General features: G+C 71.1%; 18 protein-coding genes. 2 read left to right on the top strand and 16 right to left on the bottom strand.

The window, feature by feature from the left end; genetic code table 11:
* Window positions 1–35 precede the first annotated feature (35 nt).
* The 4 genes from PSH03_RS20555 to PSH03_RS20540 are packed head-to-tail and all read right to left on the bottom strand — an operon-like array spanning window position 36 to window position 5,998.
* On the bottom strand, window positions 36–1,673 hold the full coding sequence (locus tag PSH03_RS20555; protein WP_238690115.1) for an ABC transporter substrate-binding protein: 1,638 nt from the start codon (window positions 1,671–1,673) through the stop codon (window positions 36–38).
* A gap of 56 nt (window positions 1,674–1,729) precedes the next feature.
* Window positions 1,730–2,638: a carbohydrate ABC transporter permease gene (locus PSH03_RS20550; RefSeq protein ID WP_238690114.1), complete on the bottom strand. Its 909-nt coding sequence runs from the start codon at window positions 2,636–2,638 to the stop codon at window positions 1,730–1,732.
* Window positions 2,635–3,624: an ABC transporter permease gene (locus PSH03_RS20545; RefSeq protein ID WP_210786522.1), complete on the bottom strand. Its 990-nt coding sequence runs from the start codon at window positions 3,622–3,624 to the stop codon at window positions 2,635–2,637. The genes PSH03_RS20550 and PSH03_RS20545 overlap by 4 nt, the downstream gene beginning before the upstream one ends.
* Before the next feature lie 10 nt (window positions 3,625–3,634).
* The gene (locus tag PSH03_RS20540; RefSeq protein WP_238690113.1) at window positions 3,635–5,998 is read right to left on the bottom strand and encodes a beta-xylosidase/alpha-l-arabinosidase; all 2,364 of its coding nucleotides are present in this window, start codon (window positions 5,996–5,998) and stop codon (window positions 3,635–3,637) included.
* A gap of 318 nt (window positions 5,999–6,316) precedes the next feature.
* On the opposite strand from PSH03_RS20540, the gene PSH03_RS20535 reads away from it, so the two are divergent.
* Both PSH03_RS20535 and PSH03_RS20530 read left to right on the top strand, forming a co-directional pair.
* A complete protein-coding gene (locus tag PSH03_RS20535) occupies window positions 6,317–7,354 on the top strand; it encodes a LacI family DNA-binding transcriptional regulator (RefSeq protein WP_238690112.1) in 1,038 nt (345 codons plus the stop codon).
* A gap of 20 nt (window positions 7,355–7,374) precedes the next feature.
* The gene (locus tag PSH03_RS20530) at window positions 7,375–8,373 is read left to right on the top strand and encodes an acetylxylan esterase (RefSeq protein ID WP_238690111.1); all 999 of its coding nucleotides are present in this window, start codon (window positions 7,375–7,377) and stop codon (window positions 8,371–8,373) included.
* A gap of 19 nt (window positions 8,374–8,392) precedes the next feature.
* On the opposite strand, the gene PSH03_RS32930 is transcribed toward PSH03_RS20530, so the two are convergent.
* The 12 genes from PSH03_RS32930 to PSH03_RS20470 all read right to left on the bottom strand — a co-directional run bounded on the left by PSH03_RS32930 (window position 8,393) and on the right by PSH03_RS20470 (window position 24,670).
* Entirely contained in the window at window positions 8,393–12,037 is a 3,645-nt protein-coding gene (locus PSH03_RS32930; protein WP_238690110.1) for an nSTAND1 domain-containing NTPase, read from the bottom strand.
* Window positions 12,038–12,549: 512 nt separating this feature from the next.
* Window positions 12,550–13,014: a MaoC family dehydratase gene (locus PSH03_RS20520; RefSeq protein ID WP_238690109.1), complete on the bottom strand. Its 465-nt coding sequence runs from the start codon at window positions 13,012–13,014 to the stop codon at window positions 12,550–12,552.
* A gap of 17 nt (window positions 13,015–13,031) precedes the next feature.
* Window positions 13,032–14,180 carry an acyl-CoA dehydrogenase family protein gene (locus tag PSH03_RS20515; RefSeq protein ID WP_238690108.1) on the bottom strand — a complete coding sequence of 383 codons (1,149 nt, stop codon included), beginning with the start codon at window positions 14,178–14,180 and terminating at the stop codon, window positions 13,032–13,034.
* Between the two features lie 46 nt (window positions 14,181–14,226).
* Window positions 14,227–17,052 carry an AAA family ATPase gene (locus PSH03_RS20510; protein ID WP_238690107.1) on the bottom strand — a complete coding sequence of 942 codons (2,826 nt, stop codon included), beginning with the start codon at window positions 17,050–17,052 and terminating at the stop codon, window positions 14,227–14,229.
* A 64-nt stretch (window positions 17,053–17,116) separates the two neighbouring features.
* A complete protein-coding gene (locus tag PSH03_RS20505; protein ID WP_238690106.1) occupies window positions 17,117–17,728 on the bottom strand; it encodes a TetR/AcrR family transcriptional regulator in 612 nt (203 codons plus the stop codon).
* A gap of 94 nt (window positions 17,729–17,822) precedes the next feature.
* On the bottom strand, window positions 17,823–18,590 hold the full coding sequence (locus tag PSH03_RS20500; protein ID WP_238690105.1) for an SDR family oxidoreductase: 768 nt from the start codon (window positions 18,588–18,590) through the stop codon (window positions 17,823–17,825).
* A gap of 145 nt (window positions 18,591–18,735) precedes the next feature.
* Window positions 18,736–20,022 carry an ABC transporter substrate-binding protein gene (locus tag PSH03_RS20495; protein ID WP_238690104.1) on the bottom strand — a complete coding sequence of 429 codons (1,287 nt, stop codon included), beginning with the start codon at window positions 20,020–20,022 and terminating at the stop codon, window positions 18,736–18,738.
* An 85-nt stretch (window positions 20,023–20,107) separates the two neighbouring features.
* Window positions 20,108–21,220, bottom strand: a complete 1,113-nt coding sequence (locus tag PSH03_RS20490; protein ID WP_238690103.1) for a branched-chain amino acid ABC transporter permease — start codon at window positions 21,218–21,220, stop codon at window positions 20,108–20,110.
* Window positions 21,217–22,095 (bottom strand): branched-chain amino acid ABC transporter permease, encoded by an 879-nt coding sequence (locus PSH03_RS20485; protein WP_091399163.1) that lies wholly within the window; start codon window positions 22,093–22,095, stop codon window positions 21,217–21,219. Before PSH03_RS20485 ends, PSH03_RS20490 begins: the two co-directional genes overlap by 4 nt.
* A 30-nt stretch (window positions 22,096–22,125) precedes the next feature.
* Window positions 22,126–22,848, bottom strand: a complete 723-nt coding sequence (locus PSH03_RS20480) for an ABC transporter ATP-binding protein (protein ID WP_210786581.1) — start codon at window positions 22,846–22,848, stop codon at window positions 22,126–22,128.
* Window positions 22,845–23,633: an ABC transporter ATP-binding protein gene (locus PSH03_RS20475; protein WP_238690102.1), complete on the bottom strand. Its 789-nt coding sequence runs from the start codon at window positions 23,631–23,633 to the stop codon at window positions 22,845–22,847. The genes PSH03_RS20480 and PSH03_RS20475 overlap by 4 nt, the downstream gene beginning before the upstream one ends.
* A gap of 137 nt (window positions 23,634–23,770) precedes the next feature.
* A complete protein-coding gene (locus PSH03_RS20470) occupies window positions 23,771–24,670 on the bottom strand; it encodes an alpha/beta hydrolase family protein (protein ID WP_210786585.1) in 900 nt (299 codons plus the stop codon).
* Window positions 24,671–24,686: the final 16 nt, after the last annotated feature.

Raw genomic sequence — 24,686 nt, 5'->3', positions numbered from 1 at the left:
GGCCGCGAGAGGCCGCCCGACCGGACTCCCGCTGATCAGCCGTTGTTCTTCTGGAACCGCTCGTACGCCTTGTTGACCAGGTCGATGTACTGGTCGGAGTTCTTGGCCTTCAGCTCGGCCACGTACGCGTCCCACTCGCTGAGCGGACGCTGACCCAGGGCGAACTTCAGCGTGTTCTGGGTGACGAAGTCCTTCAGCGGGGTCTCCCAGAGCGACACCTGCTCGCGCTCCTCGTCGCTCAACGGAGCGGGCGGGGGCACCAGCCTCGGCTTGCGGGCGTCCATCACCTTCTGGAATTCCAGTTCCTCCGGCGAGAAGAACCCACGGACCAGGTCGGGGGTGCCACCGTAGGAGAAGACGCCGTTCTGGAAGCCGAACTCCTTCTGCAGGTGCTTGGTGCCCTTCGGGTTGACCCCGAGGAAGTCGACGTCGGGCGTGACCGAGCGCTTACCCGAGGCGTCCTTGGTGAAGGTGGTGCCCTCGACACCCCACTTGGCGAACTCCATGCCGGCGTCGGAATACCAGAGCCAGTCGATGAACTGCATCATGGCCACGAAGTTCTTGCTCTCCCGGGCCTTCGTGGAGATCATGATGCCGTTCTCCAACCGCGGGAACGGGTTGATCTCGCCGGCCGGGCCGATGGGCAGCGGAATCTTGGCCATCTTGGCGTTCGGCAGGGTCTTGGCCAGGTCGGGCCGGTGGTTGTTGACCAGGGTCTGCGCGTTGCCGGTGACCACGAAGGACTTGCCGTTGGCGAGCTTCTGGCGTGCCTGGTCGTCGGTCTGGGTGAAGCTCTCCGGGTCGAGCAGGCCCTCGGCGACGAGCTTGTGCAGGTAGGTGAGCATCTGCTTGTACTGCTCGGACGCGCCGGTGTAGTTGAACTTCTTCGCCGCCGGGTCCCAGGTGGCGTGCTGGTAGTCCCAGCCCGCCTGGGTGCCGTGGGCCGAGCCGAGGATGTTCAGCAGGGCACCGGTCGGGTTGGGCTTGCTGAAGAGGTCGGAGTACGGGTAGACGTTCGGGTACTTCGCCTTCATCGCCTTGAGCACGGTGTACAGCTCGTCCCAGGTCTTCGGGACGGCCAGGTTGAGCTCCTGCATGATGTCGGTGCGCACCAGGACCGTGTAGTCCTGCGTGGGCTTCTCGTGGACGCCGGGGAGCAGGTAGAACTTACCGTCGGACTGTCGCAGGTTGTCGATCTCCGGCTTGAGGTTCCACTTGGCGATCTTGTCCTTGAGGTTGGGCATCAGGTCCAGGTAGTCGCTCACCGGGAGGATCGCCCCGGAGGACACGAACGCGTTCTCCTGCGGGTGGTACGTCTTCGGGATGATCAGCGGGGCGTCCCCGGCGCCGATCAGCAGGCTGCGCTTCTGCTCGTAGTCGCTCAGCGGCACGGCCACCGGATCGATCTTGACATTGGTCCGCTTGGTGAGCTCCGACCAGAACAGCCAGTCTTCCTTGAGCGGGTAGAACGTGTGGTTGTTGTAGAGGGTGGAGAACGAGAGCGCCTCGGTGGCCTTGAACTGGTCACCGACGCCGTAGTTGGCCATCGCGCCGACCCGGTTCCCGGAGAGGTCAGTCGACTCGCCGGGGTCCTCGGAACAGGCGGTGGCAAGGGAGAGCGCAAGCAGACCCGCGGTGGCTAGTGCCACGCGGCGCCACGTCTTGTGGAGCATGGCTCGTCCTTTCGGTGGTGGGGGGGTTGCGTTGGGGAAGCGGTGTGGCGCCGGCGTCATCCCTTGACCGCGCCGAGCATCACGCCGCGGACGAAGTACCGCTGGACGAAGGGGTAGATCGCCAGGATCGGCAGGGTGGTGAGCACGATCGTCACGGCCTGGAGGGTGGCCGCGGCCTGGACCTTGTCGGCGTCGGCAGCGGCCGACTCGGCGCTCGTGGCGCCCGCGATGAGGTTGCGGAGGTACACGGTGACCGGCAGCAGATCCTGCCGGTCGATGTAGAGGAACGCGGTGAACCACGAGTTCCAGAAGGAGACCGCGTAGAAGAGCACCATCGTCGCGATGATCGCCTTCGACAGCGGCAGCACGATCCGCAGCAGGATGCCGTACGTGTTCAGCCCGTCGACCGCCGCGGCCTCCTCCAACTCGCTCGGCAGACTCTCGAAGAACGCCTTCATCACCAGCAGGTTGAACACGCTGATGGCGTTGGGGATCACCACGGCCCAGATGGTGTTCTTCATGCCCAGGCTGGTGACCAGCACGTAGTTGGGAATCAGGCCACCGGAGAAGAACATGGTGAACAGCGCGACACCGATGAGGAACGGACGCCCCTTGAGCTGCGGCTTCGACAGCACGTACGCGTAACACGTGGTCAGCACGATCGAGATGAGTGTGGCGACCACCGTGTACACCACAGTGTTGCGGTAGTTCGTCCAGAACATCGCGTCGGACATCAGCAGCTTGTAGGCGGTCAGGTCGAACCCACGCGGAACGATTGTCACCTTGCCGGCGATGATGTAGGCCTCTTCGCTGAGCGAGCGGGCCACGATGTTGAGGAACGGGTACAGCGTCACGACCACGACGCCGAGCAGGACGACAGTGTTGACCACCCGGAAGATCCGGTAACCCCGACTGTCCACCGGCCCGCGCGTCGTCGGGGCGTCGATCTTCGTACCGAGGGTCACCACAGGCTCGTCCCCACCGTGCGACGGGAGATGACGTTCGCCGACAGGACGAGGATCAGCCCGATCACCGCCTCGAAGAGACCGATGGCGGCCGCGTAGCTGAAGTTGCTCGACTGGAAGCCCATCCGGAACAGATAGGTGGAGACCACGTCGGCTGTCGGATACGTCAACGGGTTGTAGAGCAGCAGGATCTTCTCGAACCCGACCGCCAGGAAGCTGCCGATGTTGAGGATCAGCAGGGTCACCATCGTCGGACGGATGCCGGGCAACGTGACGTGCCAGGTCTGCCGCAGCCGGCCGGCGCCGTCGATCCGGGCGGCCTCGTACAGGTCCTCGTCGATGGTGGTGAGGGCGGCGAGGTAGAGGATCGTGCCCCACCCGACGGTCTGCCAGACCTCGGACGAGACGTAGATGGTGCGGAACCACTCCGGTTTCTGCAGGAACGCCACCGGGTCGCCACCGAAGAGGCTGACGATCTGGTTGGCAGTGCCCTCGATCGAGGTCAGCTGCATGACCATCGCCGCCACGATCACGATCGACAGGAAGTGCGGCAGGTAGGACACGGACTGGACGAACCGCTTGAAGCGGCGGGCCCGGACCTCGTTGAGCAGCAGCGCCAGCACGATCGGCAGCGGGAAACAGAACAGCAGGGTCAGCGTCCCCAGCACCAGGGTGTTGGTGAACACCTCCCAGAACGTCGGGTCGCTGAGGAACATCCGGAAGTAGCGCAGCCCGACCCAGTACTCACCGAAGATGCTGCCGCCCGGCTTGAACCGGCGGAACGCGATGATGTTGCCGATCATCGGCAGGTACCGGAAGACCAGGAAGAACAGCAGCGGCAGGACGGCAAGGGAGTAGAGCTGCCAGTCCCGGCGCAGTGCCTGCCGCCAACTGCGACGGCGTCGTGGCGAGCGCGGGGCAGGGCTCTGCGCCTGCTGGGGAGAACTCGGCGGCGCCGGCGGCGGTGGCCGCAGGGTGGATGTCATCCGTGGCCTCCTATGCCGACTGTGGAACGGCCACGAGTGGCTCGACCCGCACCGAGCTGAGCAGTTCCCGCTCGAAACCGACCTGGCGCTCGGTGCCGACCAGTCGCAGCGGCAGGGCCGCCACCACGTCGCCGCTCGATCGGCCGAAGCGCAGCTCGACGTCGCCGGGCTCGACGATCCGTTGGCCGGTCAGCCCGGTGAACGACGCCACGTCGGCCGGTACGCCGAACGTCACGTGTGCCACCTCGCCGGGCGCCAACGGCAACCGGGTGTAGCCGATCAGCCGGACCACCGGACGGGTGGTCTGCGCGACCGGGTCGTGCAGGTAGAGCTGCACGACCTCGGTGCCGGCCCGCTCACCGGTGTTGGCGACGGTGATCCGCACCCGCACCTCGCCGTCGACCGGCCAGGCAGTCGGATCCTCGCGCGGTTCGACCACCGTCGCGTCGGACCACTCGAAGGTGGTGTAGCTCAGCCCGTGGCCGAACGGGTAGGCCGGGGTCGGGTCGATCGAGGAGACCTTGTTGCGCCGGCCGAGCGGCGGCGCCAGGTAGGTGCTCGGCAGCCCGCCGGCATCGCGGGGAACGCTGACCGGCAACCGCCCGGAGGGCTCGACCGCGCCGGTGAGCACCTCGGCGAGGGCCTGCCCACCGAGCTGGCCGAGGAAGAACGCCTGCACCACGGCCGCCGCGTCGTCGAACTCCGGGCCGAGCGCGTAGGGGCGACCGGTCATCAAGACCAGGACGACCGGGGTGCCGGTGGCGAGCACGGCGCGGACGAGGTCGCTCTGCACGCCCGGTAGTCGAAGGTCGACGGCGTCGCAGCCCTCACCGGAGGTGCCCCGGCCGAACATTCCCGCCCGGTCGCCGACGGCCAGCACGCACACGTCGGCGGCGGCGGCCGCGGCGACGGCGGCCGGGATACCCGAGGTGTCCTCGCCGGTGATGGCGCAGCCCAACTCGTGGGTGAGCAGCGGGACGCGGCGGGCGAACTCGTCGCGCAGGGTGGGGATGTCCAGGCCGAGGCCGAAGTCGCTGTGGTTGACGCCCACGTGGTTGGGGAACGAATAGCAGCCGAGCATGGCCATCGGGTCGTCGGCGACCGGGCCGACCAGGGCGACCCGGCTCCCCACGGGCAGCGGGAGAACGCCGGTGTTGCGCAGCAGGACGACCGACTCCCGGGCCAGGCGAAGGGCGATGTCCTGGCTGGCCTCGTCGTCGAAGCGCAGGGACGCCACGTCGTCGGGCAGTTCCTGCCAGCCCTCGTCGAGCAGACCGAGCTCGATCTTCTGGATCAGCACCCGACGCAGCGCGCAGTCGATCAGCGCCTCGTCGACGTCGCCGCGGCGAGCCGCCTCCACCAGCGGTTCGCCGAAGGCGTCCACTGTGGGCAGCTCGACGTCGATTCCGGCCCGCAGGGCGAGCTGGGCCGCGTCCGCGGCATCCCCGGCGACTCCGTGCAGGGTCTGGAGAAACCGTACGGCGAAGTAGTCGGCCACCACTGTGCCGGTGAAGCCCCACTCGTCACGCAACAACCCGGTCAGCAGCCCACGGTCGGCTGCGACGGGCAGGCCGTCGATCTCGGCGTAGGAGTTCATCACCGAGCGGGCACCGCCGAGGCGCAGCGCCATCTCGAACGGCGGCAGGATGACGTCGGCCAGCTCGCGGTGGCCCATCGGCACCGGCGCGAGGTTGCGTCCGCCCCGGGAGGCGGAGTAGCCGGCGAAGTGTTTCAGCGTGGCCACCACGCCGGCCCGCTCCAGGCCCCGCACGTAGGCGGCGCCTGTCGTCCCGACCAGGTAGGGGTCCTCGCCGATCGTCTCCTCGGTGCGGCCCCAGCGGTAGTCCCGGGTGACGTCCAGCACCGGGGCGAGGCCCTGGTGCACACCGGCGGCGCGCATCGACCGCCCGATCCGATCGGCCATCGCCTCGACCAGTTCGGGGTCGAAGGACGCGCCCCAGCTGAGCGGGGTCGGGTAGACGGTGGCCCGCCACGCCGCGAACCCGGTGAGGCACTCCTCGTGCACCTGCGCCGGAATGCCGAACCGGCTGGCGGCCACGATCTGCGCCTGCGAGGCCGCCAGCGACCGGGCGCCGAACACCGGGTCGACCGGGGCGGTGCCGAACGGGCGGGTCAGCTGGCCCAGCCCGTACCGGATGACAGTCCTCCACGGCGGCAGCTCGCTGATCATGTCCGACTGGTGCGGTGCGACGCCCTCGCCGCTGGCGTCGGCGCCGACCCAGACCCCGACGAGCTGGGCGATCTTCTCTTCGAGGGACATCAGTGGCAGGAGCGCCTCGGCGCGCTCGGTCGGCGACAGCCGCTGATCACGCCACGGCGCGGCGCCGCCGTCCTCGAGCGACTGACTTCTCATGCCATGACCCCTTAGCTCCGGCCACATCCCCGTGCCCTCGTGAACCAGCTCCGTGGCGGACGTTTCTCACGATCCGAAACTTTCCGGAAACCTGCGTAACCTTTTCGGCAACCTAAGTGCCGCATCGATGCCTGTCAAGAGCCTCAATCGGACTACCAGGGGGTGTTTCCTGCACACGGTGACCCCACGATCGGCGCTCCGTCGCGGACGAGCCGCGCATTGTCCCGCAAATGCGCAGCCCGAGCACGACACCCACTGGCGTGAATGTCTCATCATGTTAAGGTCGCCCGAAACTTTCGGATGTTGTATGAGGCCGCGATGACAGAGCACCGCCCGCTCGACCCACCCGCCTCCACCACCATCGCGACCATCGCCAACGATGTCGGCGTCTCGGTCGCGACCGTGTCCAAGGTCCTCAACGGGCGCGGCGACGTCGCCCCCGGCACCAGGGCCCGGGTGGAAGCGAGCCTCGACCGCCACCAGTACCAGCGCCGCGCCCGCCGACACGCCACCAGCGGCGGCCGGGTGGACCTCGTGTTCCACGAGTTCGACACTGGTTGGGCGATGGAGATCCTGCGCGGCGTCGAGGCGGTGACCTCCGCGGCCGGCATCGGGCTGTCGATCGCCCAGCTCGACGGCGCGCACCGCCCGCCGGCGCGATGGCTGGAGGCGTTACTGGCCGACCGCCCCCTGGGCGTGGTGTTCGTCCTCTCCCACCTGGCCGAGGCCCAACAGCAGCACCTGCGCCGGCAGGGCATACCGTTCGTCGTCGTCGACACCGACAGTGCCACCTCGGCCTCCGTGCCGACCGTCGGGTCGAACAACTGGAACGGCGGCCTGCTCGCCGCCCGACACCTGCTGGAGCTGGGGCACCGACGGATCGCCATCATCTCCGGGCCACCCGACGTGTTGTGCAGCCGCGCCCGCGCCGCCGGCTTCCAGTCGGCCCACGACGAAGCCGAGATAGTGGTCGACCGCGAGCTGATCCGCTACGGCAGTTTCTCCGCTGGAGCGGGGCACGCCCACGGGCTGCAACTGCTCCAGCGGCCGGACCGACCCACGGCGATCTTCGCCGGGTCGGACATCCAGGCCATGGGGGTGCTCCGGGCCGCCCGTCAGTGCGGCCTGCGAGTGCCCGAGGACCTCTCGGTGATCGGGTACGACAACCTGCCGGTCTCGGCCTGGACCGACCCGGCGCTCACCACGATCAACCAGCCGTTGCGCGACATGGCCGGCATCGCCACCCAGATGTTGCTCGACCTGACCAGGGGGAACGAGCCGGCGACCAGCCGGATCGACCTGGTGACCGAGCTGGTCGTCCGGGAGAGCACCGCGCCCCCCGCCCACCCGCACTGACCCGGCCCCTGCGAGGACCCGTGCCCCACTCCGCCTCCACCTTCGACGACCTCCAGCGATACGCACCCGAGGTCACCGAACCCGACGACTTCGACGAGTTCTGGCGGGACACGCTCGCCGAGGCGTCCGCCGTACCGGTGCTCGTCGACGTCCGCCCCGAACCCACCGACCTGCGGCTGCTCGACTCCTGGGACGTCACGTTCGCCGGCTTCGGTGCTGACCCGGTCCGCGCCTGGTACACCCGCCCGGCCGGAGTTCGAGAGCCGCTGCCGGCCGTGGTCGAGTACGCCGGCTACGGTCGCGGGCGCGGCCTGCCCCATGAACGGCCGACCTGGGCGGCGGCCGGGTACGCGCACCTGCTGATGGACAACAGGGGCCAGGCGGGGCAGCACGGCGCCGGGGACACCCCCGACCCGCACGGCGCGCCCGGCGGTCCCTGGCCGGTCACCTGGGGGATCCTCGATCCGCGCAACTACCACTACCGCCGCCTGATCACCGACGCGGTGCGGGCGGTCGAGGCGGTCCGCGCGCTGCCGGGGGTCGAGGGTGACCGGGTCACGGTGGTCGGCAACAGCCAGGGCGGCGGCGTCGCCCTGGCGGTGGCGGGTCTCGTCGAGGATCTCAGCGCGGTGCTGACCACCGCCCCGTTCCTTTGCGACATGCGCCGGGCCGTCGCGCTCACCGACCTCGCGCCGTACGGCGAGATCGCCCGGTACCTGGCGGTGCACCGGGAGGCCGAGGAGGCGGTGTGGCGCACATTGTCCTATGTCGACGGCGTGAGCTTCGCGCGTCGGGCGACGGCTCCGGCGCACTTCGGGGTCGGCGCGCGCGACACCGTCTGCCCGCCGCGAACCGCCTTCGCCGCCTACAACCACTACGGCGCCGCGAACCGGAGGCCGGTCCCGCCCGAGCGGGAGATGCACGTCTACCCGTTCAACGGCCATGAGGGCGGGGAGGCCGTGCACGTCCGGCGTCAGCTGCGTTGGCTGCGCTCGGTGCTCCCCACAGCGCGAGCCTGAACGGCCCACCCCTTCCTGGTCACGGCTCCAGCAGGCTCTGGACCGGGGCACACGCGCGGCAGGGCCAGACGCGTACGGTGCCGTCGTCATGCGTCGAGACGAGCCGCTCGCCGTCCGGGCTGAAGTCGACGGTTTCCACTGAGGCGCCGAACCCCCCGAAGGTCACGGACTGCGCGGCCTCCGAAGCGCGCCACAGCCGGGCGGTGCCGTCCTTTCCAGAACTGATCACCCACTGCCCATCCGGGCTGAACGACACGTGCCAGACGGGACCCTCGTGCCCTCGCAACACCATTGGCGCGATGCCGCTCGTGACGGAGTGGATCTGCACGGTGCCGTCGAAGCCGGCACTGACGACCCGTTGTCCGTCCGGGCTGAAGGCCACGGCCCATACCAGTCCCTCGTGACCGGGAAGCAGCAGTGGTTCGGCAGTGCCGAGGGCGTCCCAGATCCGTAGGGTGCCCTCCGCGCCAGCTGTGGCGACCCTCCTGCCGTCCGGACTGAAGGCGGCGTACCGGATCTCGTCGGCGCCTCGATGGACCACCGGGGCACTCTGGCCGGTGAGGTCCCAGATTCGCAGGCTCCCGTCGTTGCTGACGCTGGCCAGGCGACGGCCGTCAGGGCTGAAGTCGGCGATCCACGCCTGCTTCTCGTGCCCGCGAAGCACCACAGGATCGTGTCTGCCGGCGAGGTCCCAGACTCGTACGCTGCCGTCGCGTCCGCCGGTGGCCACACTCGTCCCGTCCGGACTCACAGTGAGACCGTAGACGTCGCCGTCGTGGCGGCCGAGCACCCGAGGCTCGGCTGGTGTGGCCAGGTTCCAGACTCGCACCGTGCCGTCCTCGCCGCCACTGACCACCCGCTGCCCGTCCGGGGTGAACGCGGCGGCCCAGGTGGCCTTCTCGTGGCCCCGCAGGATCAGACGATCGCTGCCCGGGTCCCAGATCCGTAGCGTGCCATCATCGGCCGCGCTCACCAGCCGGGATCCATCCGGGCTGAACGCCAACGCCCAGACCCGGTTGGTGTGGCCGCGCAGCACCAACGGGTCACCAGCGCCGTTGGCGTTCCAGATCCGTACGGTCAGATCGTCACTGGTGGTCGCGACCCACTGCTCGTCCGGGCTCAGCGCGAGCCCTTCCACAGTGCCCTCGTGTCCACGCAGCACCACCGGGGCCGCCGACCCGGTCAGCGGCCACACCCAGGCCGTACCGTCGGTGCTGGAGCAGGCCAGGCGGGTGCCGTCCTGGCTGAACACCATCGTCCTGGTGGCCTCTCGTGGCCCGGTGAGGATCGTCCTGGTGGATCGTGCGGCCAGGTCCCAGAGCCGTACCGTCGCGTCGTGGCTGCTGCTGGCCAACCGGCGCCCGTCGGGGCTGAAGGCCACACCGACAGCGACCTTCGTGTGCCCACGCAGCACCACCGGTCGGCCGCCGCCACGGGCATCCCAGATCCGAACTGTGGTGTCCTCGCCAGCACTGGCGACCGTCCGTCCGTCGGGGCTGAAGGCCACTCCCCAGACCGGGCCCTCGTGCCCGCGTAGGACGAGGGGCCCAGCGGTTCCATCGACCTCCCAGATCCGGACGGTGCCGTCCGAGCCGGCGGTGACCAGTCGCTTCCCGTCCGGGCTGAACATCGGGCTCCAGACCTGTCCCTCGGGTCCGCCGGTGAGAGCCAGACCTGGCCCAGAGACGCCGTGCCCGGCCCAGGTCCACAGCCGCACCTCGCCGTCCGCCCCGGTGGCCGCCACCCGCCTCCCGTCCGGACTGAACGCCACGCCCAATGCCTTCTTGCTGCTCATCGGCACGATCGCCTGCAGTCGGTCATCGACGGCGGCCTGGCGAAGCACCATCTCCGCACCGACGGTCGGGCGGGTGGTCAGAGCGCGTCGGGCGAGGCGCTGCGCCTGCTGCGGATCGATCTGCAGTTGGTTGTTGGCCTCGACCGTCAGCTGCCGGGAAACAGCGAGATCTCGTTCGGCGGCCGCCCGGTTCGCTTGCACCAGTGCCACCGCCGCGAGGACGCTCACCACGACAACGATTGCCGCGAGCCCGGTCAACGCCACGCTGGTCCGCCGCCGTCGGGCTGCCCGACGGCGGCTCTCTCGTGCACGGCTGGTCTCCAGGAAGTCCCGTTCCAGGTCACTGAGGTCCATCACCTGGTGCGTCGCCCAGAGCGCCAACTGGACCCCCCGATACAGGAATCCGTCCACGCGGTCGTGCCGGTCCCACTCGGCGGCAGCCTCCGTCAGCCTGCGGTGGGAGCGCAGCAGATCCCGATCCTCGGTCAGCCAGCGACGCAGCCGGGGCCACTCCTGGATCAGGGCCTCATGGGCCACCATGACGCCCTTCTCGTCCGCCGTCACCAGCCGCGCGGCCGTCAACCTGCCCAGCACCTCGGCCGCGGCCAAGGGGTCTGCCCCGCCCACCAACTCGGCCAGGGGTGCCCGGCGTCGGGTGTCCTCGGTGCCGTCACCGAGGGCGGTCAGGCGCAGGAAGATGTCCCGTGCCAGCCCTCGCTGCCCCTCATCGAACTGCGCGTACACCCCCTCGGCGGTACGGGTGATGGCGCCATTCACGCCGCCCGACTCGCGGTAGTGGGCCAGTGTGATCCGCTTGCCCTGCCGCAGGCGCGACGTCTCCAACAGCGCATGGGACAGCAGCGGCAGCGCACTCGTCTGACCGCCGACGTCTGCCACTGCCATCTCCACCAACGCCGGTTCCACCAGCAACCCGGCCCGCTCGGCGGGGCCGGTGATCGTCCGACGCAGATCCTTATCGTCCATCGGGCCGATCAGCAGCTGGTGCTCATGGAGAGCGGCCACCAGGGCCGGGTAGGCGGCACACCGACCGTAGAAGTCAGCTCGCACTCCCAGCACCACGCGGACCCTGGGGACCTCCGCCGCGGCGAGCAGCGCGGCAATGAACCCCGACCGCTCCCCCTCGTCGCGACAGAGCGTGAAGAGCTCCTCGAACTGGTCCACCACGATGAGCATGTTCGCTCCCGATGGACGGGCATCAAGAATCTGCTCGATCGTCCCGCGAATGCTGGCCGGGTCATCGGCCAGGTGACGCTGGACCGTGTCACGATCCAGGTCCTGTTCATTGACGAGCTGGAACGCGAGTTCTTCCATTGGATGTTCGCCCGGCGTCATCAGCACAGTGGCCCAGATCGGCTGACCCTTGACGGGATTCTCGACCATGGCCGCTATCAGACCCGCTCGGAGCAGGGATGACTTGCCGGCACCAGACGGGGCGAAAACCGCGACGAACCGGAGACTGGTGAGCATTTCACAGAGCTGAGCCACCAGGCGCTCGCGTCCGAAGAACCATTCTGAGTCCTCCGGCTGAAACGCCGCCATTCCCCAGTACGGCCCGCGGCTGCCCCCCACCGCCCCGGCGGACGTCACGCTTGCGATCAGGCTGTGCCACCGTTCGGTCCATTCGGCCGGGTCACCGCCACAGGCGGCCACGTACGCCAGTGTCACCTGAAGGCTCGGCACGGTCTCGCCGCTGGCCGCCTTCGCCAGTGTGGTCACCGAGAAGTGCGCGCGTCTGGCCAGTTGACGGTAGGTCGGCGAACCCGCCTTCGTCCGCAGCTGGCGTAGGTCGAGCGCGAACCGCTCCAGCTCGCCTGCCTCCGGATCGAGCGGCCGCTCAGGTCTTCCCACGATGTCCCCCGTCACAGAGTTGTTTGTCAGCCTGGCGACATGATTGGCAAACAATCCATTGGCGACTATATCTAGTTCCGTGGACGCCGATCGGCGAGTGTCGGGTAGCAGCCACCGCGCGCCTAGGCGTGCGGCCACGTTCGACGACCCAACGCGATCGACGACACGGAGGAGGGCCGGGAGGGGGTGTGTGATGCACGCCAGAAACGGCACCGGCGCTGTTACCCACAGCACCGATGGCCGTCCTGGGTACGGGGGGCGTCACGCAATCCCGGATAGACAAGGGGGATTCTTATTCGATTAGGATTTCGCTATCGCGGCTGAACGTGGCCCGTTTCGGCAGTTCGCCTCGGGAACCCAACGTTCGGTGCGTCATCGATTCGCGACCCTCGCGGTCGCCGCCGGTGCCAAGTCGGCAAGGAACAGGACCAACTCCCTCCGCGTCGCCTGCTAGGGCGTGCGGTGACGGGGCGGCGACAGGTCCCGTCGCCGCCCCGTCAGCCCGCGGGAGGTCACCGCTCCACGGCGCGGTAGAGCCGGCTCACGGTCTCGGCCACGCAGACGGGCTTGCCGCCGCTGTCGCTCTCCACGGTGACCGTCACGACCAGCTGCACACCGTCGCTTACCGGCGACACGTCGGCGATGGTGGCGGTGGCGCGTACGGCGGCGCCGACCCGCAGCGGCGCGGGGAAGCGCACCCGGTTCAGCCCGTAGTTGACGCCCATCGCCACCCCCTCGACCCGGTAGAGCCCACCCGCCAGAGCCGGCAACAGTGACAGGGTGAGGTACCCGTGGGCGATCGTCCCGCCGAACGGCCCCGCCGCGGCTCGGACCGGGTCGAGATGGATCCACTGGTGGTCGTCGGTGGCGTCGGCGAAGAGGTCGACGCGGCTCTGCTCGATGCGCTGCCACGGACCGGGCCCGAGGCTCTCGCCGGTCGCGGCGGCCAACTCCTCGAACGAGGTGAACACTCTCATGCCGGATCTCCCTACAGCTAGAAGGCGTTGACGCCGGTGAGCGCGCGGCCGATGAGGAGTTGCTGAATCTGACTGGTGCCCTCGTAGAGGGTGGCCACCCGGGCATCGCGCAGGTACTTGCCGACCGGATACTCGTCGATGTAGCCGTACCCACCGAAGACCTGGACCGCGTTGTTGGCCGCGCGGACGGCGGCCTCGCTGGCGAACAGCTTGGCCGTCGACGCCTCGGTGGCGAACGGCTGGTCACGGTCGATCAGGTCGGCCACCTGCCACACCAGCAGCCGGGCGGCGGCGGTGTCGACCGCGATGGCGGCGAGCAGTTGTTGGACGAGCTGGTGCCCGGCGATCGGCTTGCCGAACTGGGTGCGCTGCCCGGCGTAACCGACCGCCGCGTCGAGGCAGCCCTGGGCGATGCCGACGCACCCGGCGGCCACCGACATCCGACCCTTGGCGAGGGTGGCCAGGGCCAGCCGGAATCCGGCGCCCTCGGCCCCGAGGCGGGCCGCGTCGGGCACCCGCACCTCGTCGAAGCCCAGCTCGCCGGTGGCCTGACCGCGCAGGCCAAGCTTGCCGTGGATCTCCCGCCGGGTCAGCCCCGGTCTGTCGGTGGGCACCAGGAACGCGGTGATTCCTCGGTGCCCGGGCCCGCCGGTGCGGGCGAAGACCAGCGCGACGTCGGCGGTGGTGCCGTTGGTGATGAACGTCTTCGTGCCGGTGAGCAGCCAGTCGGTGCCGTCGCGGACCGCACGGGTGCGCAGTGCGGCCGCGTCTGAGCCGCTGTCCGGCTCGGTCAGCGCGAAGCAGCCGAGTGCGCTGCCGGCGCAGAGCCTCGGTAGCCACTCGGCGCGCTGTTCGGCGCTCCCGTGCGCGGCGATCGACTTCGCCACCAGGCCGAGGGAGACCGAGACGATGCCGCGCACCGCCGAGTCGCCCCGGCCCAGTTCCTCAAGGACCAGGCAGTACGCGAGGTGGTCGCCGCCGGAACCGCCGTCGGTCTCGGCGATGGTCAGCCCCAGGAAGCCCAGGTCACCGAGCATTCCGACGATGGTGGGGCCGACCGATTCGCGGCGATCCCAGGCGGCCGCGTGCGGCAGCAGCTCGCGGTCGGCGAACTCGGCGGCCAGCTGGCGGACCGCCGCCTGCTCGGCGGAGAGGGTGAGGTCCATGACGCTCAAACTAGCGGTGATAGTTTAACCCGTCCAGACCGGACGGTCACCGGTCGGAAGCCAGACCGACGTGCCGCTCGGCGGTGAACGCGCGAGCCAACTCGGTACGCGACCGGATGCCCAGCCGGTGGAACACGTTGCGCAGGTGGTGGTCGACAGTACGGGTGGAGAGGAACATCCGGGCGGCGATCTCCCGGTTGGTGGCGCCCTCGGCGACCAGCTCGGCGATCCGCAGTTGCTGGCCGGTCAGCAACCGCGCCGCGGGCAGGTCCGGCGGACCGATCGACTCACCGGCCGCCCGCAGCTCCGTGGTGGCCTGCTCGGCCCAGCGCTCCACCCCGAGCAGGCTGAACATCTCGCGGGCCTGGTGCAGGTGCGTCCGCGCGTCGCGCGGGCGTCGACTGCGGCGCAACTCCTGGCCGAAGAGCAGTTCGGTGCGGGCCCGCTCGAACGTGCCGGCCTCCGTCGGGTGCAGGCGCAGCGCCGCCTGGAAGTCCCGTTCCGCCTCGGCACCGCCCCGAGGGGCGAGCAGCGCGTGGCACCGCGCGGACAGGGCCCGGCGCAGCGGGCTCGCGGTGCTGCTGGCCCACCTGTCGAACGCCGCGAGCGCGGCGGTCGCCGCCGGTCGGTGCGCCAGGTGCGCCGCCGCCTCCACCAGGTACGGGGTGGCCATCACCTGCACGAGGACCTGGCCTCGACCCGTGCCGAGCCGAGCCAGCGACGCCAACCGGTCCGCGGCCTCGGCGTGCCGGCCGTCGACCAGGTCGAGCACCGCCAGGGCCCACGCGGCGAGGGCGTGCGGGCGGCTGCCGGGCGTCGGTGACTCGCCGATCTCGCGGACCCGCCGCAGGCTGGTGTCCCGGTCGGCCCGGATCGCGGCGAGGACGGCGAGCATGCCCAGGTGGACGTTGGCGCAGTTGACCTGGCCGGTGGCCCGGGCGACACGCAGCCCGTCGCGGGAGGTCTCCGCCGCCGCCTCGTGTCGGCCCAGCCAGTACTCGGCGACCGCCCGCAGCTCCAACGCCCGCGACAGCATGGACAACTCGCCTCGTTCCCGGGCCAGCTCGACGGCGCGCTCGGCGAGCCGGTGGGCCGCGCCGTCAACGGCCACCAGCAGTCCGGCCGCCGCGGCACAGCTCAGCGCGGTGGGGGTCAACGCCCAACCGGTCAGCCGGCCGCCCAGCACCACGGCGCGGCGCAGCGCCGGCCCGGCTCGCTCATGGTCGCCCCGCAGGGTCGCCGCCACCCCGGCGATCAGACAGCCCATGACCTCCAGGGCCGGCGGGTCGTCTGGGCGCCGCAACGGCAGTGCCCGCCGGCCGACCTCGGCGTACCGGTACTGGTCGCCGGTGAAGCAGACCGCCTCGCCGGCCCGCACCAGCCCGGTCAACGCCAGGGCGCGGTCGGTATCGTCCACCGCCGCGGCGGAGGCCAACAGCGTGGCCGACGCACTCGACGCGGTGCCGCAGCGAAGCTCCAGCTCACCGCGGAGCAGGTCGGCGCGGCCTCGAACGACCGGGTCGACGCAGACCGCGCGGAGGCGGTCGAGCAGCAGCCGCGCCTCGTCGGGTTGCCCCCCGGCCCAGGCGTACCGGGCGGCGGTCAGCAGCCGGGCAGCGGTGAGCGTCGGCTGGTCGCTCAGTTCGGCGGCCCACCGCAGGGCCACCGAGGCGGCGGCCCAGCCGTCGGATCCGCCGGCCGCCGCCTGTTCCAGCTCGCCGGCGAGGACCGGATCGGCACCCGCCGTCGCGGCGGCGAGGTGCATCGCCCGGCGCAGCCGCTGCCCGTCCGCGACCAGCACCTCGGCGAGCAGTCGGTGCGCCGCGCGGCGCTCCGCGAGCGGCGCGCTGGCCGCGATCATCGTGCGCACCAGCGGCTGCGGAAAGGTGACGCCGCGTTGCTCGACGCGGACCAGGCCGGCGACCTCCGCCGGGGCGAGCGCCTCGACCTCGGCGCCGGCGGCCGCCGCGGCCCGGATCAGGGTGCCCGGCTCGCCGTCCTCGTCGAGCGCGGCGAGCAGCAGCACCCGTCGGGTCTCCGGTGGCAGCCGGTCCAGCCGGGCGCGGTACGCGCGACCCAGCGCTCCGTCCGCCGGTGGCGCGGCGGGCAGCGACTCCTCGCCGCGCCACTGCCCTGCGGTGAGCACGTCGGCGAGGTCCACCAGGGCCTGCGGGTTGCCGCCGCCGATCGTGGCCAACGCGGTCAGGGCCGACGCGGCGGGCCGGTCGGGGAGCCGGTCGACGCCCTCGCGCCCGGTCAGCCGGCCGAGTCGATCGGTGAGGACGGTGCGGCTCTCGTGCTCGCTCAGCGCGCGCAGTCGGTGTGCCGGTATCCCGTCGAGGTTGGCGGTGACGTCCGCGGTGAGCAGGACGGCGAGCGGCAGGTGCCGCAGTCGGCGGGCCACGAACGCCAGCACCTGCGCGGTCTGTGGGTCACCTCGGTCGATGTCGTCCATGGTGGCGAGCAACGGCCGGTCCCGGGCGGCGGCCGCGAGCAGCCCGAGCACCGCCATCGACAGGGTCAGGCGCGCGCTGGCCGGGCAACTCTTCCCGGCCAGCGCGCGCCGCAGCAACTGGCGCTGCTCGCCGGGCAGGGCGGCGGCCCGGTCGAGCACCGGGTCGACCAGACGTTGCAGGCCGGCGTACGGCAGGGCGGCCTCCTCGGCGAGCCCGCTGCCGGCGAGCACTGTGCAGCCACCCTCGGCGTGCCGATGGGCGTAGCCGACCAGCGTCGTCCGGCCCGATCCGGGCTCTCCGCGCAACAGCAGGGCACCGCCGGCGTTGGTCATGCCGTCGAGCAGGCTCCGGACAGCCCGGCACTCGTCGTCCCGGCCACGCAGCACGGTTAGTTGCACTCTTGATGCAGTAACCATGCCTGCCAGTGTTACCCATCGGAAACCGAATGGAAAGAGGGGGCAATATCGGGCCGGGCCGGAATCAGTCGGGCGCGACCTCGGCCAGCAGGGCGCCCACGGTCCGGGCCATCACCGCGCGGGCCTGGTCCACGCCCAACTCGAGCCCGTAGCGCAGCATCGACCAGGCCTGCCAGGTGCTCGCCGCCACCAGGGCGTTGAGCAACTGCTCCCGCCCCGCCCCGGCCTCGGCCAGCTCGACGGCGAAGAGCTCCTCGACCTCGTCGCGGACCCGTTCGATGTGCTTGAGACGGTTGCGGTGCAGCTGTTCGGAGACCGGCTCACGCATCTGGGCGGCCCGCGCCGACGGTGCGATGAGCTGGAGCAGTCGAGCCCGCTGCCGGCAGTACGCGTCGACCCGCTTCGCCAACGGCAGCCCCGGTGAGATCGGCCGGTGGGCGGCGTCCTGCTGGCGGAGCACCTCCGCGCCGCTGGCCTCGAAGAGCGTCTCCATGTCCTTGAAGTTGGTCCAGAGGGTGCGCAGCGAGATGCCGGCCCGCTCGGCGATGCGTTCCCCGGTGGGGCGGAGGTCACCCTCGGAGATGAGCGCGAGGTGCGCCTCGACGATGGCCGCGCGGGTCCGCTCGGCGCGGGCGGTACGCCCGTCCACCCGGCCCGCCACATCGACCCCGTCCATCCGCCCTCGCCCCCTCACCGCCACGGCGTCCCCCGACGTACCGCCGAGTCTAGACAGCCGTTGATCAGCGGCTTCGGACGCTCCGCCGACGCCGTCATCCGGCCCGGCCGGTCAGCGAGACGCCGCCGTCGCAGATGATGGTCTGCCCGGTGATCCAACTGGCGTCGTCCGAGGCCAGGAAGGCGACAGCGCCCGCCACGTCCGACGGCAGACCGAGGCGCCCGAGCGGGTACCGCGCGGCGACCTCGGCCTCCCGCCCGTCGTAGAGGGCGGCGGCGAAGCGGGTCTTCACCACGCCGGGGGCGACCGCGTTGACCCGGACCGTCGGCCCCAACTCCACGGCGAGGCTGGCGGTGAGATGGTTGAGCGCGGCCTTGCTGACCCCGTAGCAGGCGATGCCGGGCGACGGGCCGAGCCCGGCGATCGACGAGACGTTGACGACGCAGCCGCCGCGCTCGCTCACGCCGGCGGCCCAGACCTCCTGCACCCAGCCGAGCGCGGCGACCACGTTCACGTCGAGGATCTTGCGGGCCGCGGCCAGGTCCAGCTCGACCAGCGGGCCGTGCACCGGGTTGATGCCGGTGTTGTTGACCAGCAGGTCCACCGGCCCGAACGCCGCGCTCACCTGGCTCACCGCGGCGGCCCGGTGCGCGGGGTCGTCGGCCCGGCCCGGCACCGCGAGGGCGTGTGCCGGGCCGCCCAGGTTGGCGACCGCCTCGGCCAGCCCCTCGGGGCGGCGGGCGGTCAGACCTACCCGCGCGCCTTCGGCGACGAGGCGTTGGGCGATGGCCAGACCGATCCCGCGACTGGCGCCGGTGACGATGGCGACCCGGCCCGCGAGTCGGCCCGAATATGCATTCACGGTGCAGATAGTAGGAGCGTCGATCGGTATCGGTCAACGCCTCCGACGATCGGCCGGCAGGCCGCGCCGGCAGCACGCGCGCAGCCGTCCGACCGGGCGTGGTCAGGCGGGACCACGCCCGGTCGGACGTCGGAGCTGCGGGGCCTCAGGAGACGGTCGGCACCCCGTTCGCCGGGGGCGCGGCCGGGGTGGCGGTGTACTCGTTGACCGCCCCGTCCGCCTCGTCCGTCTCGTACGCCGGCCCGAAGTAGGTCTGCACTCCCCCGCTCACCCGGCTCAACCGCTGGCCGCCGTACCCAGAGTGGTCAGTGGCGGAGAAGCGCAGCGGCACCAGACCGGGGCCCTGGTAGCCGCCCTTCTGCACGGCGTCCAGCACCTTCTCGCGGGTGAGGTCCTTGCCGGCGGCGAGCAGCACCTGCACGAAGAGGTAGCCGACCGACATACCGTAGACGGTGTTGCCGTCGAACGGCGCGTCCCCGTTGTGCTCCTTGTTGACCTTGGTGAAGAGCTGGATCCACGGGTTCGCGGTGTCGTTCTGCATCGGCAGGTAGTTGGTGCCGACCATGCCCTCCAGCAGCGGCGCGGCGGCGCCGAGCTGCTTGGCCAGGGTCGGGTGGTCGGCGCCGACGTTGGAGACCAGCCACTGCGGCTTGAAGCCCAGCCGTGCCGCCGTGCCGACGGAGAGCGCGGTGAAGCCGGGCACGGTGGCCAGCACGACGACCTGGCAACCGGCCGCCTTGAACGCGCCGATCTGCGGCGCCACGTTGGTGTTGCTGGTGACGTACGTCTGTTTGACCGCCACGGCACCGGCGCCGAGCACCTTCTCCACGCCGGCCAGGCTGTCCCGGCCGAAGTCGTCGTCCTGACCGAGGAAGCAGACCTTCTGCCCGGCCAGGTTCGCCTTCGCGTAGTTGGCGAGGATCTTGCCCTCGACCGTGTAGTCGGGGTTGAACCCGAACGTGCCCGGATACTTGTCCGGCTGGTCCCAGCTGCGGCTGCCGGAGGCGACGAAGAGGTCTGGCACCCGGTTGCTCTTGAGGAAGTCGAGCACCCCGGTGTGCGTCGGCGTACCCAGACCATTGAGGACGGCGAAGACCTTGTCCTGGAGGACGAGCTGACGTACCACCTGCTGGGTGTTCGCCGGGTTGTAGCCGTCGTCCATGATCTTGTAGGTGATCTTCCGGCCGTGCACTCCGCCGTTGGCGTTGACGTAGTCGAAGTACGCCTTCGTCGCCGGGGCGATCTTCGAGTAGCCGGCCGAGGCCGGACCGGTCAGCGGCATGTGGGTGCCGACGACGATCTCGGTGTCGGTGACGCCCGGCACCGACGCCCCGCCGGAGCCGGGGCCGTCGTCGCCGCTACAGCCGGCAGCGGTGATGAGCAGGGCAAGGGTGCTGGCGATCGCGAGGCCGCGATGCGCGTTACGGTGCATGGGAAACACCGACCTTTCTCGGTCCGGTTGTCTGTGGGAACGGTGTGGTGGTGGGGCGCCCGGCCGAGGCCGGACCGAGGACAGCTCAGGAACGCCGGGTCGGACGCCTGGCCAGCAACGCCCGGCCGAGACGCGACAGCAGACCCTGCACACCGCCGGGGGCGGCGATCATGACGACGATCAGGGTGAGTCCGAAGATCGCCAGGGGGAGGTTGCCCTCCAGCCGCTGCGCCACAGCGGGCGAGAGCGTGAGCATCTCGGTCACCGAGTGGGTCAGATCGGGCAGGGCGACCAGCAGGACGGCCCCCCACAGCGCGCCGGTCAGTCGACCCAGGCCACCGATCACCACGGCCATCAGCAGGAACAGCGACAGGGTCAGCGAGAACGCGCCGGGTGAGACGCTCTGCGCGAGCACCGCCAGCAGCGCACCGCCGAGCCCGGCGGTGGCCGCGCTGACCACGAACGCGAGGACCTGGGTGCGGGCCACGTGGATGCCGGCGAGGCGGGCCGCCACCTCGTCGTCGCGGACCGCCCGGAAGGTACGCCCGTACCGGCTGCGGATCAGGTTCGCCAACAGCAGCAACGCGAGCAGGGTGGCCGCGCCGGTGACCCAGAGCTGCCACCGCTCGTACGGGAAGTACGGGCCGAGCGACAGCGGCGGCGGCTCCACCGGCACCGACAGCCCCTGCTCGCCGTTGAACACGCCGTCGAAGGTGACCGCCAGCGCCGGCACCACCACGGCCACCGCGAGGGTGACCCCGGCCAGATAGGGGCCGCGCAGTCGGGCCGCTGCCACACCGACCACCGCGCCTACCGCGACAGTGCTGGCGATCGCCGCAGCCAACGACAGCGGCAACAGCCAGCCGCCGGTCATCCCCCGGTCGGCGAACGCGGTCTGGCACAGCGCCACCGTGTACGCCCCGGTGGCCATCAGCGCGCCGTGCCCGAGCGACAGTTGACCGTTGAGCCCGGTGAGGACGGTCAGCCCGGCGGTCGCGCAGAGGTAGGCGGCCACGGTGGCGAGCTGGAAGTTGCGGAACGGCTCGACGGAGTAGCTGATCGCCACCAGCAGCAACCCGGCGGCCAGCACCACCGCGAGGTGGCGCAGCAGTGTGGAGCCGCGTCGCCGGTCGACCGGTCGGCCGCCCGGGTCGTCGAGCTGCTCTCTCGGCGGCACTGCCGCCCTCGTGGCGCTCACACCCGCCTCGCCGCGACCGGGGCGAACAGCCCACCGGGCCGGACCAGCAGCACCGCCAGCAGCAGGACCAGCACCGCGAGCGGGGTGAGGTCACTGCCGGCGTAGCCGCTCACGTAGGAGAGCAGCAACCCGACCACCAGCCCACCGACCACCGCTCCCGGTGGACTGTCCAGCCCGCCGACCACCGCCGCGGTGAACGCCGAGACGAACACCAGGTCCATCGCGTGCGGGTGCAGGCCCAACTCGGTCGGCAGGACCAGCATGGCGGCCAGCGCGCCCACCCCGGAGGCGAGCGCCCAGCCGAGGGTCAGCATCCCGCCGACGTTGACCCCGAGCAGCCGGGAGACCTCCGGAGCGAAGGCCGCCGCGCGCATCCGCAACCCCACCGGGGTACGGGCGAACATCCAGGCCAGGCCGCTGACCACCACGCCGATCGTGGCGAAGACGAACAGGTCGTACGGGGACAGCACGGCGACCCCGCCCACGGTGAGGGCGGACCGGCTGAACGGGGCCTCGGCGGGGCGGAACTCGCTGCCGTAAACCATGCCGAGCACGGCCTGGATCAGCAGCACCAGCCCGAGCGCGACGATCACCGGGTTGAGCGGTGAGGCGTGATCGACGTGCCGCATCACCACGCGGTCCACCAGCGCACCGAGCAGCAGGCCGGCGACGATCGCGACCACGAAGCCCAGCCAGTAGGAACCGGTCGCGGTGCTGACGGTGTAGGCGACGTACGCGGCGGCTACGGCCATCGCCCCCTGGGCGAAGTTGACGACCCGCGCCGCCCGCCAGATGAGCACCAGGGCCAGCGCGAACGCGGCGTACACCGCGCCCCGGGACAGGCCGTCGACGGTGAGGAAGACGAAGCGGTCCAACAGTCCTCCCTCCGGGGGACGAGGTGGTGGTCAGAAACCGAGGTACGCGTGGCGCAGGTCGACGTCGTCGCGTAGCTGCACCGCCGGGGCGGCGATCACCACCCGACCGAGGGACATCACGACGCCCTGGTCGGCGACGGCGAGCGCGCTGCGCACGTTCTGCTCGACCAGCAGGACGGTCAGCCCGGTGCGGTCGCGCAGTTGGCGGAGCAGGGCCATGGTCCGGGCGACGACCCGCGGCGCCAGGCCGAGCGACGGCTCGTCCAGCAGCAGCAGACGGGGGCGCCCGACCAGGGCCCGACCGAGCGCGAGCATCTGCCGCTCGCCGCCGGAGAGCTGGTGACCGAGGTGCCGGCGGCGTCGGGCCAGCGGCTCGAAGAGCTGGTAGACCTCGTCGAGGGCCCGCCCGGCGTCGGCCCGGTCGCGTCGCCACAGCCCGCCCAGCCGCAGGTTCTCGTCGACGGTCAGCTCGCTGATCACGCCCCGGCCCTCCGGGACGTGCGCCATGCCGCGCCGGACGAGCTGCTCCACCGGCGTGCCGCGAAGGTCCTCCCCGGCCAGCAGGACCTGGCCGGCGGCCGGGCGGATCATGCCGGAGAGCGCGCGCAGGAGGGTGGTCTTGCCGGCGCCGTTGGCGCCGACGACAGCGGCGATGGTGCCGGCCGGGACGGTGAGGTCGACGGCCCGCAGCACGGGCGCGGCACCGTAACCGGCGACCAGCCCCCGCACGACGAGCAGGTCCGTGCCGCTCATGGGGAGACCTCTTCCTCGACTGTGGCACCGAGGTACGCGTCGGTGACTGCGGGGTCGTCGCGGATCTCGTCCGGGGTGCCGGCGGCGATGACCCGGCCGAAGTCGAGGACCACGAGTTCGTCGCAGACGGCCATCACCAGGTCCATGTGGTGCTCGACCAGGAGCACGGCGCAGGGGTCGGTGTCCCGCCGGGGCAGGTGCCGGACCAGCTCCGCCAGCTCGGCGATGTCGTCCGCCCCGAGGCCACCGGCCGGCTCGTCGAGCAGGAGCAGCCGGGGCCGGGCGGCCAGCGCGCGGGCCAGGGCGACCCGCTGGCGTACGGCGAAGGGCAGGGTGGTCGGCGCGGCCCCGGCGTGCTCGGCGATGCCCAGCTCGTCGAGGATGGCCAGGGCGTCCCCGCGGAGCCGGCGCTCGTCGCGGTCGCTGGCCGGCAGCCCGAGCAGCGCCGGGACGAAGCCGGCACGGGCGGTGTGCGAGGCGCCGGTCATCACGTTCTCCAGCACGCTCAGCCCGGCGAAGAGCCCGGTGCCCTGAAGGGTCCGGGCGATGCCGAGCCGGGTCAGCCGGTGCGGCCGTGGCCGCAGCGGCCGGCCGTCGAGGGTGAGTGAGCCCGTCTCCGGTGCGACGAAGCCGCAGATCACGTTGAACAGCGTGGTCTTGCCGGCGCCGTTGGGCCCGATGACGCCCACCACCCGGTTGGGTGGCACCCGCAGGGACACGTCGTCGAGGGCGGTGAGGCCGCCGAAACGGACGCCGATGTGGTGCAGTTCGAGGCCGCGCTCCATCACCCATCCCTCTGTCGTGGCGGGTGTTTATTTACACTCGCAGTGTACGTTTCTCGGGTTTGGCGTCAAGACCTTCAATGCCGCCTTCACGCACGTGGACGGGGCGGCCGCCAGCGGCGACCGCCCCGTGACCGCCGTCAGGCGCTGGGACAGGTGTTGCGGTACTCCTCGATCTGCGAGCCGCTCGGGCCGGGGCAGAGGAACTGCTCGTAGCGGGTGTCGTCGTCGACGAACCGCTTCAACCAGGCCACCATCTGCCGCGCGGTCGGCGTGTTCGTGGTCTGCGGGAAGAAGTGGCTCGCCCCGTTCAGCTCCAGGTACGCCTTCTCGGCGGAGGCCGGGATGCTGTTGTAGAACGGGATCGAGTGCGACGAGACCGACGCGACACTGTCGTTCTCGCCACCGACGATCAGCGTCGGCACCCGCAGCTCGGACCAGCTCTTGTCCAGGTTCCACGGCGCCAGCGGCACCGCGGCCTGCAACGAGGGCCGCGACGAGGCCGCCTCCAGGCTGCCCCCGCCACCCATGGAGTGGCCGGCCACCGCGAGCCGACTGCTGTCGATCCGGGTACGCACCGAACTGCGCTGGGTCAGATAGTCCAGCGCGGCGAGCAACTGCCGGCCCCGGCTGTCCGGCTGGTCCAGCCGACTGTTGGTCTCGATGCCGATCACCACGAAGCCGTGCGAGGCGATGCGCGGTCCGAGCCAGCTGATGCTGGACCACGCGGCGGTGTAACCGGGCGAGATGGCGATGGCGCCGAAGGTGCCCTCGCTGGTGCTGGTCGGGTAGTAGATGACGCCGCCGCCGAAGCCGGTGACGCTCAGCGAGGACACGCTCTGCGAGGACGTCGCGAACGGGCCGCGGCTGGCCTCCAGGATCGCGGTGGTCGGGGCGGGGCCCCGCTCGTACGGGCCGGCGGCCTGGGCGGCGCCGGACGATCCGGCCAGGACGCCACCGGCGGCCAGGACGGCGGCCAATGCGAGCCGGGTGGCACGAGCTGCGACGGAACGGGGACGGGTGGTGGTTGGTGAGGACACGTCGGGCACTCCCTAA

The sequence above is a fragment of the Micromonospora salmantinae genome (assembly GCF_022230905.1).
Classification (GTDB): domain Bacteria; phylum Actinomycetota; class Actinomycetes; order Mycobacteriales; family Micromonosporaceae; genus Micromonospora; species Micromonospora salmantinae.
Note: the sequence above shows the minus strand (reverse complement) of the source record. Positions and strands in the feature narration are given on the sequence as shown.